This window comes from Pseudomonas sp. LF-5 (assembly GCF_037626295.1).
In the GTDB taxonomy this organism is placed as follows: domain Bacteria; phylum Pseudomonadota; class Gammaproteobacteria; order Pseudomonadales; family Pseudomonadaceae; genus Aquipseudomonas; species Aquipseudomonas monsensis.
This window is the reverse complement of the sequence record NZ_JARKMT010000001.1, coordinates 492,907-509,856: the sequence shown is the minus strand read 5'-3', so window position 1 is coordinate 509,856 and position 16,950 is coordinate 492,907. Positions and strand designations below refer to the sequence as shown.

Here is a 16,950-nt window from a genome sequence, read left to right as displayed (position 1 = left end):
TCGCCCAGGGTCAATCCCACAAGCTCACGCCCTCACTGGTCGGACTGGGCAGATCCGGAAGGACGATAATCACGCCCGACCGGAACGGTTGAGGTTCATCGGCCAGCCCCTGATTGGCATCGAGCACCGCCTCGACGCTGCCATTCAAATGGCCGTAAACGTTGTTGCAAATGACATCGAGCATGTCGCCATCAGACGTCCTGCATGTCGTTGCCATAGCGTTCAAACTCCAATGTAAAACCCTGTTTGCGCGCAATCCCGCCGTGCAGCAGCGCGGACTGTTCCTCGTTGATGTTTTTCAGGCACCACGTCCCGATCACCTCGCCATAGCCCGTGGTCAGGGTCAGCGGTTGCTGCCTGGCCCCGATGGAACGCAGCGTGTCGAGCTGCTTTAAACCGCCTTTGAAGCCCGGATAGATCGTGCCCTTGAGCGTCAACTTTTCATCGCCGATACCGATGGCCTGCTTCGCCGGGCGGCGCGTCAGCCGCTCCTGCGAAGCCCAGCGGAATTCGGTCGAACGGCTCAGCTCGTCGAAAGCTGCCGTGTCCAGGTTGAAGTAATACGGCTCAATCTTCGGATCGCGCGGCTGAATGATCATCAGATGCGGGAACGGCTTCACCGCCTCCGGCGCCGGCGTGGCCTCCACGGCAAAGGAACTGGTGGGCACGATGTTGGCCAGCGACGGACTGACCTTGCCGGCAACGTTGTTGATCGCCGTGGCCGCCTTGCCAGCCTGTTCCTTCAACGTGCCCAGCCGATCCTGCACTTCGGCCGCCGCCCGGGTGGCGCGGCCGTACACCGCTACCACCTGACCGACCTTGGCCTGAGCCGCGTCGACGCCGCGCATCACCCGCTGAAGTTTGGCGCCGATTGCCGGACCAACAAACGGGATGTTCTCCAGCTCGGACGCGGCGCCGGTCAGTTCGCGGATCGCGCCGTTGACCGGGGTCAGCATGCCGTCAGCACTGCGCCGCCCGGTTTCCGCTGCCTCGACCAAATACTTCAGGCTCGATTGCATTTGCTCCATGTAAGCCATGAAACCTCCTTAGACATGGGGTTCGTCGTACAGCTTGGCGGCGTTACTCTTCGCCGCGTCCGCCATCATTCGCTGCATGTGCGGCATCAGGTCCTGCGCCAAGGCTTGCGGGTCTTTGACATCACCTTGCACCGTGACCGGCATGCTCAGCGAGTACTGAAACTGCTGATCCACCTTGGCCGGCACCGGCTTCGCCGCCTCCTTGGGCTGGATGGCCAGCGCCGCCGACTTGAGCGGCGCCGTCACCGCCATCGAGCGCGCGACATCCCCCAACACCGGGCCTTGCTGCGCCGATGACGCCATCATGAGCGGCGTGACTGGCACCGGCGCCTTTGCCGTTTGTTCGGGCTTTTCATCCTCACCACCGAACAACGACTTACTCAACGACCCGCCCAGCGCCGCACCGCCCTGACTGCCCAGATAAGCACCGATCATGCCGCCGATCGCGGTGCCGATGATCGGCACCACCGAACCAATGGCGGCGCCTGCTGCTGCACCGGCCATGGTGCCGGCTAGGTTGCCGGCAGCAGAACCGTAACCTTCGGCTTTTTCGTCCTTGGTCTTGGCGTTTTGAAAGGTTTCAAGCGCCATCGCGCCGGACTCCAGCAGCGTGCCGCCAGGAATAACCTTGGCCGCCTTGCCGACCTTACCGACGGTTCCTGCGACGGCGCCGAGCTTGGACAATGCCCCACTTGGAACGGAGGGGACTGATGGCGATGGGAGCGAAACAGGTGGACGAGGCACAGACGGACGAGGACCTCTCGAACTCGGCAATGACCGGCGCCGAGCGCTGCGCCTTGACCCACGCCCACGTCGGCGCGATTCGCCCGACGCATCCACACCGCCACCCATAGCGCCGGCATTGACGACGAAAACCTTCTTGACGCCGTCGTTACCTGCACCACTTTCAGTACCAAGGCCACCGCCTGTTGCCGCGTCCTTCACCCGTGAAACAACATCCAGGCCAGTCGCTACCAGATCAAGTTCTCCAGGGTTTTTATTTGGGGCTTCGCTCCCATTCCTGCCACCGCGCGACCCACGCGCAAGGTTTAGCAACCCCTTGCCGATCTTGATCGTGCTGAAGATACCTTTTAAGGCGATCAGCCCCGCCCCGACCGTGGCGATACCGGCAACCACCCCGGGCGCGCTATCCGTCAGCGACGTAATGCCTCTAGTAACCTTGGTCAACGACTCGGCCACGGTGTCCGTCACCGGGCGCAGCGCATCACCGATGCTGCGCATGGCGTCATCCATCGACTGGGCCATTTCCGCCCATTTCTGCGATGACGACTCGCGCCGCTCGGCGAGGTTCTTGTCGAGGATCCCGGTCGCGTCACGCGAATCGTTTTTGAGCTGGCTGTACAGCGCCTTGTTCTGCATGTAGGCCGACAGTGCGGCCTTGACCTGCATGTCGGCGAACAGGTCGCCGGTGCGCAGGGATTCTTCCAGCGAGGCCATCATGGCCTTGGCCTTCTCCGGGTCGGCTTCCTTGCTGATTTTTGACGTGGCTTCGGCCATAGCCGCCGCACGCTTCGGATCGGTCGCCTGAATGTATTTCTGAGCCAGCGCCATACTGGTTTCGAGCGTCGACATGCCGTTTTGCAAACCGGTCTGCATCGATCCCTTGTAATCAATCCCGGCTTTTTCGTAAGCCTTGACCGTATCAGTCGAGCCGATTTTGCCCATCCAGTTTTTCAGGTTGTTGGCCGCTTCATCCGAACTGCCGGCCTGCTTCATCTGCACCTGCAACATGGCGCCCAGTTGCGTCACCGCATCCAAGCCGGTGATGCCGTTACTGGCCATGTTGGCCAGCAGTTCCGGAAACCACTTGGCCATGTCGGCCGCTTCAAAGCTGCCCGCCTGACCTTGGTAGGCGATCGCTTCCAGCGCCTGCTGCATCTGCTTGGGATCGGTGATCTTGGCGTTCTGCCCCAGGGCGTTGATCATCTTGGCCGTGTCGACGCCGCTGGATCCCTGCCCCACGACAAACTTGGCCGCGACAGGCGCGTATTCCAGCGCCTTGCTCAAGTCCATGCCGGCGCCGACCAACTGATTGACCACGTCGGCCACATCGTTGCGCGCCATGCCGGTGTCGCGTGAAGTGCCGATGATCTTGCGCGACATCTCCTGCTCTTGCGGCTTGTTGGCAATGCCGGCCTTGATCGCGATGTCACGGACAATTGCGCCAAAATCAGCGCTGACCTTGGCCGGTACCGCCATGGCACCGACACCTACAACCGCAGCGCCGACAGCGCCCTTCATGCCCTTTACGCCAGAATCAATCTGCTGATGACCCTTGGCTTTCAGCTCGGCTTTATTAGCCGCCTGCCCCATCGAGCGATAGGCTTTTTCCAACCGGCCGACCTCGACCCCCTGCTTTTTCAGGCTGTCGAGATTCGAGTTCAAACGGCTGAGTAATTTGGACGCGCCGGCAGCGCCGGTGTCGTGAGCCTTTTTCCATTCTTCGCGCAGGCGGATGGTGTCGCCAATCGTGCGCTGCAGCACGCGCGCTTTATTGCCTTCTGCCTCGAGGCGCTTGATGCGCCCGGTTACGTCCTTGAAAGCGGCGCCGACCGTGGAGCTGACGGCACCGCCGATCACCAGCCCGAGGGCGAGTTTATTTGCCATATCACGGCCCTCTTGTGCCCAGTACTACCGATGGCGGCTCAATCCGTGAGCCACCACACCATATCCGCGAACGGCATCGACTGAATTTCAGCGGCGGAAAATCCGGTTTCCGCCGCCAGACGTTTCGCTGCCGACTTGATAACGCTGGGGTTAAAGCCCGTCGTCGTTGTCCATGCGAAAATAGCCGGCCTGCAAGCGGTTAAAATCAACCAGCTTCAGCCCCTCCAGATCCGCCACAGGCGCACCGGACAACGCAGCAAACAACACCAGCTCGCGCTGCTCATCGTCGCCACCCACTTCACGGTTGGCCGCCCGCACGTCACCCACGGTCGGCGAACGCAAGGCCAGCTTGTCGACGGTCACGCCGTTGATTTCGCTCGGACACGACAGCGTCACCAGCACCTGCTCGGTGGTCAGAGACAACCACGCCGGCATCGAGTCCGAATAATCGGTTTTCGGTACCAGGTGCGAATACGCCGTCTGCACGCGGCGATAATCCGTCAGCTTGAGGCCTTCCAGATCCTTCAGTCCGACTTCGGCGAGACCTGCGAACAGCATCAGCTCGCGCTGTTCATCATCGCCGTTGGCAGCACGATCAGCCGCGCGCACTTCACGCACGGTCGGGTTACGCAGGTTCAACGTCTCGACGTCGATGCTATTGGCTTGGCTTGGCCGGGTCAGCGTTACGACGGCACCGATTGCACTAAGCGACAGCCAGGCCGGCAGGGTTTCAGCGATTACTTGAGTCATCTGGATCTATTCCTTACAGGCCGAGCGCGTTGCGCACTTCGAGCAGTTGGTCTTTGCCGTCGATCACCTGAATGCCGGCAACCATGTCGATCTCGTACATCAGGCGCCCGTCGATTTCGAGCTTGTAGTACGTGACCGCTACGGCGTGTTTGATCTCGGCAGCATCGCCCGCTTTCCAGTCACCGAGATCGACCTCTTTGAGGCGACCGCGCAGGGTGGCAACGACCGCTGTCACCGCGCCCTTTTGGCCCTTAAAAGCACCCCGGAACGTGGCGTTGAACGCCGTGCCGTCAGCCAAGCCGAAGTATTTGAGCGACTCGCGGCGTACGCCCTTGGTGACAAACGACGCTTCCATTTTCTCAAGCCCCTGATCCATCTCGATGGGGCCGGCCATGCCGCCCCCACGATATTCGTCGGTCTTGGTGGTCAGCTTGGGCAGCGTCAGGCTCGGCACGTCGCCGGAGAAGCTCACGCCGTCGACGAACAGGTTGGTGTTGTACAAAGTCTGAGGAATCATTGGTTACGCCCCCTTAGGCTGCTTCAAGCACTTCGGTCACCCACTGATCGGTGACTTCGAAAAGGAAATTCGGGTTTTCTGCCGGCGGCACGTCGGTGAAACGAATACGCCAGTACACCTTGCCCTGGGCAATCTGGCTGGCCGTGTTCCGTTCAGTGTCGGCGAACACTTCAAAATTGATGATTGCGCCCTGGGCTTTCAGGTCGCGCATGAACGCATCCAGACCGTTGGTGACATCGGTCACGTAGGTCTTGGTGATCGAACGGTCGACGGCCCACTTGTGCCCGGCCTGCACCGCGTCCATGAGGATGAACAGCGTGCGAACGCGGGTAACGAATGCCCACTTCGGATCGCTCGACAGCGTGCGGTTACCCCACAGGCGATAACCGTCGTCACGAATGATCGTGGTGATATTGGCGTTGTTGAGCAGGTTGGCCCGGCAGGTTTCGTCACCGTCCAGATACTCAACCGCGCGACCGGTTCCGGTGATACCGGTCAATTCCTTGTTCGATGGCGAAGCCCAGAAACCGTACTCAGCATCCGTCCAGGCAAACAGCCCCGCCGCCCAAGCCGAGCCGGGTGCGTCGACGGTCTTGCTGGTGATGGTGTCCCAGTACTTGACGCCCGGGTCAACCATGAACAGGTTGCGACTGCCGAAGTTATCGGCGTAGGCCATGGCGGCCTCATCGGTGGTGCCCGGGCCGTCGATGATGCCGATGGCGCGCAGTTTCTGCGCCAAGCTATCGAGCGCCGTGGCCACCGCCTGAGTCGCGGTATGACCCGGCGCGATCAACAACCGCGGCTGTGCGTTGAACAGGCTCTTGCCGTCGAGCAGCGCCTGCAGGCCGGTACGCTGACCCGAGACCAGTTCGCCGCCGATGATCGCCGAGGTTTGCAACGCCGCATCTTCCAGCTTGGGCACGCCGATGGCGACGATCACCGCCTTGGCTTTTACGTAGATCGCCTTACACGCCTTGGTGATCGCCGAGTCAGCGCCGAAGGCGGCAATGGCTTCGCGCTCGGTGGTGATCAACTTCAGCTCGCCCGCCTTGGCCGTACCACCGCCGAGAACGCCCGGTGTGAAGGTGTCGCACAGACCGATAATCGACGAAGACGGCAGCGAGATGGTGCGCGCCCCAGTATCGACCGACGTGGTCGTGACGCCGTGGAAAAAACTCATAAGGGTCAGTCTCCAGAAACGAAAAAGCCCCGCATAAGCGAGGCTGTGTAGGGTGTTGGTGTTACGCGTAACGGAAAAGAAAACGCCCCGTCGGTGCGGGGCGTTTACGGGGTTTGGCTGGCCACCCATTCGGGCACGACCGGCCGTGATGCTTTGACGGGAAAGTCAGCGGCCGCCGGCCAGTCACGCAACGCTTTTATGTATGCCAACAGCTCAGCGTACTGCTCGGCGGTCAGCGTGGTTTCGGCGCCGATTTCAACCTCGTCGCGGTGTCGATCACGCAGCCAGCTCACGCGCAAAATCTCAGCATCGCGCCAAGCTCGCGCAGACACATCAGGACCTTTTTCTCTCACTGCTGCAATCAGTGCCAAAAAATCTAAATATCGCGGATCATCCTCATCGATTACCCCCTGATGAGGGTAATGCTCAATATCCTGAAGACCGCCAAATTCATCAGTTACACGCGTTTCGCTTGCATCTGCGAACCGAACAAAAACTGCCATGACACCCCCTTAAAATTCGTATTGGGTAACACTTAAACCGAATGTCGTAGTTCCCGCGTTCGATTGCGTCTGGTAGTAAATCACGCCGGGAACTGGCACTAACAAGTTGAAGTTACCACTGCACGAATTACTTGAAGACGACGAAATAAACTGAAACCCAAGCGAGTTCGCATCTGACGCCAAGCCAATGCCAATCGCACCAGACGCGGCCGAATTAACCCCAGCCTGACCAATAACACGCTTGGCGTTTAATGGGACACCCGGCATGGCGAGTGGCACTAGCGACGTGATCGATGTTCCGCTCAAAACATTCACTTGCGTGGTGACGCTGCGATGTTCCTGGCTACCTGTTCGAAATAAACCCGCCGCATTGGTCGCCCACACACTGACCAGCGCCGACGCGCTGTAACCGGCCGGAAGCACGCCCGCACAGAGGTTTGGGGCAATGGCTCCCGTCACGTTAACAACAGTCGCACCGTGCTGTTTGGTAGCAGGGTTATACAGCGCATAAATGGCGACAATGCCCCCCACTGGAGCAGCCCCGGCATCCATTGCCCCCAAGCCTTTAACAGCGGCAGCAAGGTTTAACGTCTGGCTGAAGTTGCGGAGGCGGTAGGTTTTACCGCTAGGCTCTCCGACTACTACCTCAAATGCCGAGAACGTGGCGGTCGCTGAGGCGGCGGTCACATTCATGAATGCATCGCGCATGCTGCCGACGGGAGGGCCGTTAACCGCTAACTGCTCTACTTGCGCAGCCAGCGCAGCAACGTCGATGTTCCCCTGATTGATTGGCGCGTTCCAGGCCTTGATGCACCACATCACCGCCAAGTTGCGCGGGCGAGTAACGCCGCCTGATGCCAGAAAATTCGCCGCGTTTGTGCCAGCGGAGATAAATGTCATCCCCACGCTTGGATAGTCGCCGGGGTTCGAAATAGTATCAGCGCCGCCGGCAATGGAACTCATGCGGATTGAGTCGACAGACGCCCCGGTCGATGGATCGTCGAAGGTGGTCAGCGTGCCTTTCTGCCAACCTCCTACCGCACGGCCAGCATCCACACCGCGCCCATGATCCCAGCCCCGCAGGAACTCGCCGCGCGATTCCGGCAGGCGGAAATTGCCGGCGCCCTCGTCGCCCCTGTTGAAGGCCACGCCGAGAAACGCTGCCAGATCGGGATAAACGGCAATGCTCTTGACGCTGCCGTCCAGCTCCAGAAACCCGGGCGCCACCTTGTCTAACGGAAACGCCACAGTAGCGCCCACCGGAAGCGCCGAGGCCTGCGCAATAATCGCGTCAACTTCGGGCTTGGTGTAGCTGTCCTTGATGCCCATGCCGGCGAGCGTTTCCGGGTTGTCGCCCGACACAACAACCCCGCGATCATTGACCTTGACCCGCGTATATTCGCCGGGGGTTTTGTTCTTCGGCAGCACTTCCAGAATCGCCGCGTCGACGTAGGCCCGCGAGGCCAGCACGATCGCCGGGTCAATCTTGAGCTGAATGTTGCCGGTGCTGGTGACAATGAAGTTCATCCGCACGATCTGCGTGCGGCCCGAGCCTTGCGACAGCAGCGGCTTGAAGCTCGGCGCGCAGTTGGCCACCGCCACCAGATCGCCGTCCGCATCGTAGAGGCCGATTTCGCGAATCCACTTACCGCCCTCATCGGCGGGAATGATCTGCTCGGCGATGATCACCGCCGGGTTGACCGGGTCGATCTTCAGTTGGTTGAGCGGCTTGCGACGCCACTCGTTGAGCAGCTTGGCTTGACTGGCCGAAGGCACCGGATTGGGCGGATCAGCCAGCCCGTTCGGGTTGGCATCACCCACGCCCATGTGCGTGATCAGCCAGGGAATGCCGAGCGCGTCGGCGTTCGCCTGCTTGGCCATCCCCACGTTCGTGAGGATCGCGAAAAACTGCGAATTCGCATCAATCATAATAAACGTCCAGGGTGTCTATGGTGTGTTCGCGGCCGACCACGCCAAAGCTGCCAGTGACCTCGATATCACGCATGACGGGTGGGTAAACGTCAATTTCGTCGCCCTCGTAAAGAGACACGGCGATGTTTAGATTGCCTTGGGTTTCAAGGCTGATCGCCAGCCCGGTCAGTTGCCGGGTGACGGGCTTGGCATCGTCAATCAGGCGCTCAAGCTCCTGATACATTTCTTCGGTGATGCCGGTATCCAGCACCCCGACCTTCAGTGCGAAGGTGCCCGGCACGCCCTCGGGCACGGTCTGGAACCACTCGACAATCTCGATCAGGTAGCCCAGCGGCTCGACCACCCTGCGCAAAGCGCCGATGGTGCCCTTGTGCTTGTGGATGTAGTACGACGCCTTGATGGCCGCACGCTTGGTTGCTTCCGTCCAGCGGTAATCCCAGCGATCCACCGACCATGCCCAGGCCAGATGCGGCAGCAGATGCACCGGACAGGTGTCGGGGTTGTAGAGGTCGCGCAGTGGGACAATCGTCTTTTCGAAAAACGCGGCCTCCATGGCCCGTTCCAGTTGAGTGCTGTTGAGCGGCAGTAGACTTTTCATATCAGCCCGCCAGCCTCACGTTGTAGCGCGTACAGAACGCTGCTTGTGCCTTGGTCGGGAGCAGGTCCTGCCACCCGACCAACTCAACCCGGGCAACGCCGGCAACGTGCAACTGTGCGTCAACAGCGGAGCGGGCGACCTCAACGCCCAGGCGCTTGCGTGGATTGATCCAAGCGGCCAATCGGCTTTTCGCCTCGGCCAAACTGGCATCCGCTTCCGGGCCGGCGCCGGCCATGTGCAAAATCGCGTCAATCTCGTAGCGGATCACCTGCGCGCTCTGCACGCTCACCCGATCACCGACCGGGCGAACGTTTTCGTCATTCAGCGCAGCGGCCACCGTCGCCAGAAGCTCCGGCGGCGCTTCGCCTTCCCCGTCCAGCCCCAACACCGTTACCGTAACGTAACAAGGCTTCGGGCTTTCAGCCGTGGCATCCGCCACCAGCCCCGAGGCGTTACGCGCGTGCAGGATGTAGCTGTTACGCGGGCCCGCCGTGGTCAAGCCCTCATAGGCCAACTGGATGCGTTCGCGAAACGGGTCGTCGTCTTCCATGACCTTGGGCACCGGTGGCACCGCCAGAAGATCCTCAGCCTGAATGACCAGGCGCTTCAGATTGACGTTGGCCCCCAGGTGATCGAGGTCACCGCCAATTGCATGCGCCAGTAACAGCGCCTTGCCGGCGTCATTGACTCGGGCGCGGTTCCCGACCTTGTTATAAGCCCCGACCTCAAGCACTTTGACCACCGGATCGCTTTCCAGCGCTGCCGTCCAGTTGCCCCCCATGTACCCGCGAAAGACGCCTAAACCGTCCTGATAAACTTCTTCGAAGTCCAGAGGCTCCAGCACGGTCGGCGCCGGCAGCGACGACAGATCAACGGTACTCATGCAGCCACCTCCAACGTGACGCTGTCGCCCAGGTACTTCCCGACGATTTGCAAATTGATTTGCCCGCCAATGACGGAAATAACGCGTACCTGATCCAACTTCAAACGCGGCTCCCAGCGCCCTAGAGCGCGGGCGACTTCAGCCTGCACGGCGCTTTTCCAGCCCTCGTTAATGGGCAAATCGACAAACCGCCGTAACTTGCTGCCGTACTCCATACGGTGCCGGCGACTGCCCAGCGGCGTGCTCAAGATGTCGACAATGGATTGGCGCAGGTGCTCGATGCCGGAGATGGGTTGGCCGGTGTGGCGATCCATTCCGATCATCGTTGTCACTCCTTGAACGGCTCGTATTCTTCGCTGGTTTTCAGGAACTTGACCGCTTCAATGTCGGAGACCGGCACCACGACCGTCGCCTTCTCCACCGGATAGGAACGGTCAGTACCGGGCACGATCACCAGTCGCGAGGTGTAAAGCTTGTCGCGGAACTTCAAGAACTCCGGCGATGAGAACATTGAGGATGCAATTACTGGTTCAGAGGACGCTTGCGCCTCAGTGACGGTCATATCGTTCTTGGCCATGTGGTTCTCCGGGCATGAAAAAACCCGCACTGGGCGGGCTGTGGTGAGTTGAAATTAATGCGTGTGGTGATTGCTGTTGCCGGTGGCATCAATGATCGCGCCGGCGCTGGTGATGCCCTTGGTAACGTGCAGCGCGCCGTCGATCATCACCGCCGCTTTCAGATTGATGTTGCCGGTGGTCACGTTCACCGCGCTATCGGTCACGACCGCTTCCGTGCTGGCCACTTTAATGGTGACCGTGCCGCTGGGCAGGGTGATGGTGTAGCTCTTGGCCTGCCAGTCGTAGATCAGCGAACCACCATCATCGAAACGCCAGACCTCGACATGGTCGCGGTTGTCTGGCGGCGGTCCGGCATTGCCATACAGGCCCGGGACAAACGTGCCTTGCGACACGTCACCGCTGGGACTGATCAAACTGCCCTGTTCGCCCAAAGACGGCGCCCGCCAGTGTCTGGCCTTGCCCGCTGCAATGCTGTGCCACCGCACCCAAGCGCTGACCCATTCACTGCCATCCGACACGCGACATACCGGCGGCGAAGCGGACAGATCAACCGCGACCACGTAGCACGCCTTGACCGCCCCCGCGATCATGCGGTCATGCTGGGCGCTTGCGTAACTCACTGCAGATCCTCCGGCTTGAATTGCCCGTCACCCGGATCGACTTCAAACACCAACGTTCCCGACGGTTCGTCCGACCACGGCCATTCCTCAAGGCCGAGATAAACCTGCTGAGTCCACTCCACCAACCACACCGTGTATCCATCCAGGTGCGGCTGGGTCCAGTCCTGCAGCGATTGCACAAACTCGGCGGGTTCAACTGCCAACCCCCACGTCTGCGAACGCAGCAACACCGCCAACTGCGTTGCCAATTGCACGGCCTGCTGATGATGGTGCGGCTTGATTGGGTCAACGATGATCCGAGCCTCGAACTTGCACACCAGCGAGGTTTCGCCGGTGCCGATATCTTTACCCGGCTCGATCTCGGCCACCTCCAGAAACACCGCTGGCAGCAACACGCGATCCTTAATGTCTGGCCAGGCTGTGACGGTTTGCACGCCAGGCAAGTGGGTACGAAGATGCTGTTCTACCGCCCTATAAAACTGGTCCAGGCTGAACGGTTCTTCAGACATTGCCGATCCTCTTGAGGTATTTCTGCAGCTCAAAGTTGAGTTCCTGCTTGAGAATCTCCAGCAGACGCTCATCTGCCTTTTTGACCCAACTGTCGAAATGCGGCCGGGCTTGCTCCAGCGACACCTTGGCCTTGGCCAGCGGGAAACGACTGCCGTTTTCGGCGACCCAACCCGAACTCGGCCCACGACCGGGGGACACCGTGCTGTCCGGGTAGTCGTCCCCGTTGAAATGCTTGGAGGCTGTGCGGATCCAGATGTCGGGCTTGTTGCCGTAGACCTTCTTGAGAAAGGCACCTTCGTAACGCCGCCCCGCCACCGACACACCGCTCCCGGTCTGCCGCGCCCGGCCGATCCGGCTGGATTCGATGGCGTTCAAACCGAACCACAGTTTGCCGCTCGCGGCACCGCCGGAAACCGGATAGCTGCGCAACCGCTGACGCACCGCTGCAACAGCAATGCGCTCTGACCGGCTGACGGCTCGGGCAATGTGCGTGCGCAACCAGCCCAACGTCTTGTTGATTGCGCGTCGATGCGCCGCAGCGGCCGCTTTCGGCACCACCTTGGCAAAGTCCTGGAACGCCTGAAAATCTGCGGCCGAGGACTGGATAGAGATCATCCCGCCCCCGGCCGAGGGTTTGAAATAGCTGCCGACGCTCATGGCCGCAACCTCAGAATCAGGGCGACCAGCCCGTCACCGCTCGGTTCGAGCTGGATCAGGTCGTAGTCACCGCCGCCATCCAGGGCAGGCAGGTCAACGCTAACCAGCATGCCCTGTTCCAGACCTTGCGAATCGCTGACGCGGATCTCGAAGCGAGGCTCACGCAACCCTGTGTTGAGCTTGCCGAACTTGGGTTGCAGCCAGGGCGCGGCAAACATGCCGAGCACTGGCTCTTCGCGACCCTCGATCCGTGCGGTGTCGCCCAGCGTTTCGAACACCACCGCGTCGACGTCGGCGATCAGATCGCGAAAGCCCACGATCAGAGTTCCAGCAGGATCTGGGCGCGCGGTCGAGTGCACAGGTGCAGCGGGTTGGACTGAGCTTCACCAGCCATACCTTTGTTGAAGGGCAGCGGCTCGATCATGCTGTAGTACGGGATGCCCTGGGTGTTGACCGTTTCCATGTAGTCGGCCGGTGCAAACACGGAGATGTACAGATCGGGCACGCCTTCAGGCACCAGCAGGGCCTTATCGTCATGGACGAAAGAAACGCCGGCCACCTTGCCACGGTAGCGCTCCCAGATGATGCCGCCGAACTCGAAGCTTTCCCGGGCGTCACCACGCAGCGCTGCCGCTTGCTGACTGTTGAGGTAGGTCTCCTTGACCGACTTGTGAACAATCAGCTTGTTCCAGAAGTTCTTGCCGCAGAAAGCGCGCGAACCGGTACTGGTCACGCTGCCCAGCGCATCCTCCTGCATGTCCAGCGCCTCACCGCACATGACCCGCAGCTCGGTATCGGCCTTGGTCAGCCCCATGGACATCTTCTGACGCTGCACTCCGAATGCCGCATAGATGTCCAACAGCGGGGTTTGGCCATCGGCATCAAGGATCAGGCCATTGAGGGCACCCATGCGCTGGAACTCATGGGTTGCGTCCAGCTGACGACGCGCCTTTGCAAGGCGTGCATTGACCACGTCCTGTACCGCCTGCAGCTCGGTCCGAGTGCCGAAGGCGCGGATGCCTTGGATCTCGTCCGCCTTGATGGTGAAGCGCTCCGGCAGGTGCACGGTGTTGAACGGGATCAGTTTGCGCTTGCTGGCCGCGACCACCAAGCCAGAACCACCGCGTTCACCGGCCGGCACCAGTGCCAGGGTGTCACCGTCCTTTTCAATCTGCACGGTCAGGGTGGTAATGCCTTCCTCGCGGAACAGGCCCAGGGCGCTGATGCGGCCCGGCAGGTAGGGTTGATCATTGAGTGCAGCGGTCAGCGAGGTAACGGTAAACGCTTCGTCTTCAAAAATGGCGATATCGGCCATGGGTACTCTCCAGAAACGAAAAATCCCGCACGCGGCGGGATGCATACAAAAAAAGGATCGACTTAGCGGACGATCACGAAATGGGTGGCGAGTGCTTTCTCGGCGGCCAGATCCAGACCGGTCAGGTGCGCTTCGCTGACCTCGGCCAACCGCACCACGGCGCGACCGCGACGCACCACATCGGATTCACCGAGCGGGCCGTAGAGAATCGCGACAGCATTTTCGGTGCCGTCCTCAGCTGTCGGTTCGTAGGGCGCGAATTCACCGGAGGCGGTCACCAGCCCGAGGATTTGTCCCGGCCACAACGCTGGACCGGCCGCGACGTTGATCGCTTCACGCGAAATATTGCCGGCGCCTTCGGACAGCAGGAATTCACCCGCGTGCATCGGTTCCTGTTTGATGTTCATGCTCGTACTCCTTTCGCGCTTTGCGCGGTTCCAGTTTGGGCCGCTTGGCGAGCAGCCCAAATCGAGTTGGGATCAGGTTGTTTGGCCAGCACCTTGGGCGCCAGGTCGTCCGCCAGCGGCAGACTGTTGTCGATTTCGAAGCCCTTACCGCTGGTGACAATCTTGTCGAACAAACGCGCCCGCACCGCCGCCTCGTCCAGACCTGCCGCGACATAATCGGCGCTGAATTCCGGCAACCGCGCGGCCACGCAGAGGTCGTTTACCGCCTTGGCGCGTGCCAGACCGGCCAAAACGATCTCCTCACTTTCAAGCTGGGTGGACTTAAGCAGCGGCTCGATCAGGTTGCTGATGCCCGCCGCCGTGCAGCGCTGAGTGACCATCAATGCCAACTTGGTCGAGTCGACTACAGGCGGCACCACCGGCGGATCGACAGGATCAAGATCCGGATCCGCTTCAGGTGGCTCGTCGAGCTGCGCCACCAGCTCAGCCGGAGCGTGCTGGTATCGCTGCAGCACCGCGCCTTGCCCGAGGCATGCTTTGACTTTGATGCCGTCGCCGACTTCGTCAGCAAGGCCGAGAGCCAATGCTTCATTGGCAGTCAGCCAGGTTTCTGCACTAACCATTCGCCGCAGTTCCGCGTCGTCGATGTTGGGCGCCTTGGCCTTATAGGCCGCAATGATCGCCTCCAAGGTTTGATCCAGCACATCAGCGACCCGGCGGAAGTCCTCAGCGTCCCCGCCTGTATAGGTGTAGGGGTTATGAATCATCAACATGGCGTTCGCCGCGATGACTACGCGGTGTGCACCGCACACGGCCACGCTGGCCGCACTCGCTGCCAGTGCATCAATGCGACCAGTGCAGCGCTCGCCCAGCCGCGACAGCGCGTTGTGCATGGCCAGACCATCGAACAAATCGCCGCCGATGCTGTTGAACGCGGCCACCACTGGTGAAACGCCGTCATCCATGGCGCGCAGATCCTGCACGAACTGATTAGCAGTGATGCCCCACGCGCCGATCTCGCCATAGACGAAAACTTCGATCACTCGATCGGCCGCTTCGCCGCTGGCATTAACGGCGTACCAGGTCTTGTCCTTTACCTCGACGCGTTTGCCGGCGCGGTTGTAAATACGCGGTTTCGCAGTTTTGCTCATGGTTGCTCCTTGTCGTCGGTGTCTTCGACGGCATCCAGGGTGTTGTAGTTGAGGCCCAGCTTTGTGGCCCGTGCCAGATCGGCGGCGTTTTCAAGATCGACCGTTTCGGCGTCGTAGCCGGTACGCAAGACCATCTCGCCACGCGAAGCAAAGCCGGCTTGCACTTCCATCCGCCGGGCCTGCACATCCTGCACCGGCTGGATGTAGGCCCAGCCTTGTGGCACCCAGCGAGTGCGAAGGTACTGGCGGCGCTTCTGTGCGTAATCGTCCAGCACCAGAACACCCGACAGCACCGCCATGTCCATCCACGCGGCCCGCACCGGGCGGCAAAGTTGATGGACGTACACGCTGAATTGCAGTTGTTCCAGGCGGCGCCGAAACTCGTTGAGCACCACCCGTAATGCTCGGTCGTTGATTCCGCGCATGTCGCCGGTGAGGATCTCGTAAGGCGTACCGCTACCCGCCGCTGCAGCCATCAACTGCTGACGCATGAAGTCCGGGTAGTTGTTGCCCGCGTCCGGCGGTTTGGAAAATTCCACCTCTTCGCCCGGACCGAGTTCCTGCATGGTGCCGGGTTCGAGCGCAACCATGGGGGTGAAGCCGTCGCGGTCTAGATCCAATAACGCGCCGGTGACCGGATCGCGTGGAGCCGGACCCGCGTCCGGCGGCGGGCGCGTGATGAAACCGGCGAACAGGTTGGCCACCTCCTGACGGAACAACACCGCGTCGTCGTAGTTGTCCAGACTGCGCAGGCGCTTAAGCACCGGCGACAATCGCGGCACACCGCGCAACTGGCCAGGTTCGACCGGCTCGAAGATGTGTAGCACCTGCGCGGCAGGGATGCGCACTAGCTGGTTGTAACCGGCGTTCAACGAGGCCGAGTCACGCGGATGCGACATGTACATCCAATACGCTACCCGCTTGCCGCCCGGGGTGAACTCGATGCCGGCGCGGATGACGTTGCCGTTCTTGGTGCTCTCGAATTTGTCGTGCGGCACGAACTCCGGCGCCAGAATCTGCAACTGCAGCGGAACCGCCAGGCCTTCGTCCCGACTGCGAGGACGCAAGCGAACAAAGCATTCACCCGATGTTTCCACCGTGCGCGCCACCAGCGCCTGCTGGCCGTAAAAGTCGGTGCGGTCATCCGCATCAGATTCATCAACCCAATCGCTCCACAGCTCCTGCAGCAGCTTGCGCAGGACATCATCATCGGTCGCTGGCCGAGGGGTGATGCCGGTGCCGATCAGGTTGCTGACGCGCTTGTCGATGACGTTGAAGGCATACGGGTCATTGCGAACCGCTGCCCGGGAGCGCGACCGCAAATTGCGCAGTGCCGGGGTGTTGATGCTGTTGATCCCGTTGTCGGGAGCGTCCCAGTTAGCGGATCGGCGGCCTTCACCAGCGCCTTCGTAACTGGCCTTGATGTTGGACGGCAGCACAAAGCCGTTACGGGTCAACGTCGGAAAATGTCGGGCCATTAAAGTCCCTTGCCCCCGTGATAAAGGCGGACCACGCGCGAGCGCGGCCCGGCGTCGCGTGCCAGCGACGAGCGTATTTCCGCGCGCGCCGCGAGCAGTTCATCGACCGTGCGGTATTCCACGGTACGGTCGGTGTAGCGCACAGTTTTCTCACCGCGAGCAATGGCCGTCTCAACCGCGTCGAGGTGCTTTTTCGTAAATGACAT

The 16,950-nt window shown here is 60.9% G+C and carries 21 protein-coding genes; all 21 read right to left on the bottom strand.

The window, feature by feature from the left end; genetic code table 11:
• Window positions 1–10: 10 nt before the first annotated feature.
• Entirely contained in the window at window positions 11–217 is a 207-nt protein-coding gene (locus tag PseuLF5_RS02375) for a tail protein X (RefSeq protein ID WP_064596196.1), read from the bottom strand.
• Window positions 192–1,037 carry a phage tail protein gene (locus PseuLF5_RS02370; protein WP_340132852.1) on the bottom strand — a complete coding sequence of 282 codons (846 nt, stop codon included), beginning with the start codon at window positions 1,035–1,037 and terminating at the stop codon, window positions 192–194. Before PseuLF5_RS02370 ends, PseuLF5_RS02375 begins: the two co-directional genes overlap by 26 nt.
• A gap of 9 nt (window positions 1,038–1,046) precedes the next feature.
• Window positions 1,047–3,665, bottom strand: coding sequence for a phage tail tape measure protein (locus tag PseuLF5_RS02365; RefSeq protein ID WP_340132851.1), 2,619 nt, complete (start codon window positions 3,663–3,665; stop codon window positions 1,047–1,049).
• A gap of 150 nt (window positions 3,666–3,815) precedes the next feature.
• Window positions 3,816–4,415, bottom strand: a complete 600-nt coding sequence (locus tag PseuLF5_RS02360; protein ID WP_340132850.1) for a phage tail assembly protein — start codon at window positions 4,413–4,415, stop codon at window positions 3,816–3,818.
• A 13-nt stretch (window positions 4,416–4,428) separates the two neighbouring features.
• Entirely contained in the window at window positions 4,429–4,932 is a 504-nt protein-coding gene (locus PseuLF5_RS02355) for a phage major tail tube protein (protein ID WP_340132849.1), read from the bottom strand.
• Window positions 4,933–4,945: 13 nt separating this feature from the next.
• Window positions 4,946–6,112, bottom strand: coding sequence for a phage tail sheath family protein (locus PseuLF5_RS02350; protein ID WP_340132848.1), 1,167 nt, complete (start codon window positions 6,110–6,112; stop codon window positions 4,946–4,948).
• Window positions 6,113–6,216: 104 nt separating this feature from the next.
• On the bottom strand, window positions 6,217–6,615 hold the full coding sequence (locus tag PseuLF5_RS02345) for a phage tail assembly chaperone (protein WP_340132847.1): 399 nt from the start codon (window positions 6,613–6,615) through the stop codon (window positions 6,217–6,219).
• 9 nt (window positions 6,616–6,624) lie between these two features.
• On the bottom strand, window positions 6,625–8,544 hold the full coding sequence (locus tag PseuLF5_RS02340) for a phage tail protein (protein WP_340132846.1): 1,920 nt from the start codon (window positions 8,542–8,544) through the stop codon (window positions 6,625–6,627).
• Entirely contained in the window at window positions 8,537–9,145 is a 609-nt protein-coding gene (locus PseuLF5_RS02335) for a phage tail protein I (protein ID WP_340132845.1), read from the bottom strand. Before PseuLF5_RS02335 ends, PseuLF5_RS02340 begins: the two co-directional genes overlap by 8 nt.
• Window position 9,146: 1 nt before the next feature.
• The gene (locus tag PseuLF5_RS02330) at window positions 9,147–10,028 is read right to left on the bottom strand and encodes a baseplate assembly protein (protein ID WP_340132844.1); all 882 of its coding nucleotides are present in this window, start codon (window positions 10,026–10,028) and stop codon (window positions 9,147–9,149) included.
• Window positions 10,025–10,351, bottom strand: coding sequence for a GPW/gp25 family protein (locus PseuLF5_RS02325; protein WP_322374044.1), 327 nt, complete (start codon window positions 10,349–10,351; stop codon window positions 10,025–10,027). Before PseuLF5_RS02325 ends, PseuLF5_RS02330 begins: the two co-directional genes overlap by 4 nt.
• 5 nt (window positions 10,352–10,356) lie before the next feature.
• Window positions 10,357–10,605, bottom strand: a complete 249-nt coding sequence (locus PseuLF5_RS02320; protein WP_340132843.1) for a hypothetical protein — start codon at window positions 10,603–10,605, stop codon at window positions 10,357–10,359.
• A 54-nt stretch (window positions 10,606–10,659) separates the two neighbouring features.
• Window positions 10,660–11,226, bottom strand: a complete 567-nt coding sequence (locus PseuLF5_RS02315; RefSeq protein WP_322374042.1) for a phage baseplate assembly protein V — start codon at window positions 11,224–11,226, stop codon at window positions 10,660–10,662.
• The gene (locus PseuLF5_RS02310) at window positions 11,223–11,735 is read right to left on the bottom strand and encodes a hypothetical protein (protein ID WP_340132842.1); all 513 of its coding nucleotides are present in this window, start codon (window positions 11,733–11,735) and stop codon (window positions 11,223–11,225) included. The genes PseuLF5_RS02315 and PseuLF5_RS02310 overlap by 4 nt, the downstream gene beginning before the upstream one ends.
• Complete coding sequence (locus tag PseuLF5_RS02305; protein ID WP_034155915.1) at window positions 11,728–12,393, bottom strand: hypothetical protein; 666 nt, start codon at window positions 12,391–12,393, stop codon at window positions 11,728–11,730. The genes PseuLF5_RS02310 and PseuLF5_RS02305 overlap by 8 nt, the downstream gene beginning before the upstream one ends.
• On the bottom strand, window positions 12,390–12,710 hold the full coding sequence (locus tag PseuLF5_RS02300) for a head-tail joining protein (protein WP_122691285.1): 321 nt from the start codon (window positions 12,708–12,710) through the stop codon (window positions 12,390–12,392). Before PseuLF5_RS02300 ends, PseuLF5_RS02305 begins: the two co-directional genes overlap by 4 nt.
• 2 nt (window positions 12,711–12,712) lie before the next feature.
• Window positions 12,713–13,708, bottom strand: coding sequence for a major capsid protein (locus PseuLF5_RS02295; RefSeq protein WP_340132841.1), 996 nt, complete (start codon window positions 13,706–13,708; stop codon window positions 12,713–12,715).
• A gap of 62 nt (window positions 13,709–13,770) precedes the next feature.
• Window positions 13,771–14,115, bottom strand: a complete 345-nt coding sequence (locus PseuLF5_RS02290; protein ID WP_340132840.1) for a head decoration protein — start codon at window positions 14,113–14,115, stop codon at window positions 13,771–13,773.
• Window positions 14,112–15,266 carry a head maturation protease, ClpP-related gene (locus tag PseuLF5_RS02285; RefSeq protein WP_340132839.1) on the bottom strand — a complete coding sequence of 385 codons (1,155 nt, stop codon included), beginning with the start codon at window positions 15,264–15,266 and terminating at the stop codon, window positions 14,112–14,114. Before PseuLF5_RS02285 ends, PseuLF5_RS02290 begins: the two co-directional genes overlap by 4 nt.
• Window positions 15,263–16,744 (bottom strand): phage portal protein, encoded by a 1,482-nt coding sequence (locus tag PseuLF5_RS02280; protein WP_340132838.1) that lies wholly within the window; start codon window positions 16,742–16,744, stop codon window positions 15,263–15,265. Before PseuLF5_RS02280 ends, PseuLF5_RS02285 begins: the two co-directional genes overlap by 4 nt.
• Window positions 16,744–16,950, bottom strand: coding sequence for a phage head-tail joining protein (locus PseuLF5_RS02275; RefSeq protein WP_340132837.1), 207 nt, complete (start codon window positions 16,948–16,950; stop codon window positions 16,744–16,746). The genes PseuLF5_RS02280 and PseuLF5_RS02275 overlap by 1 nt, the downstream gene beginning before the upstream one ends.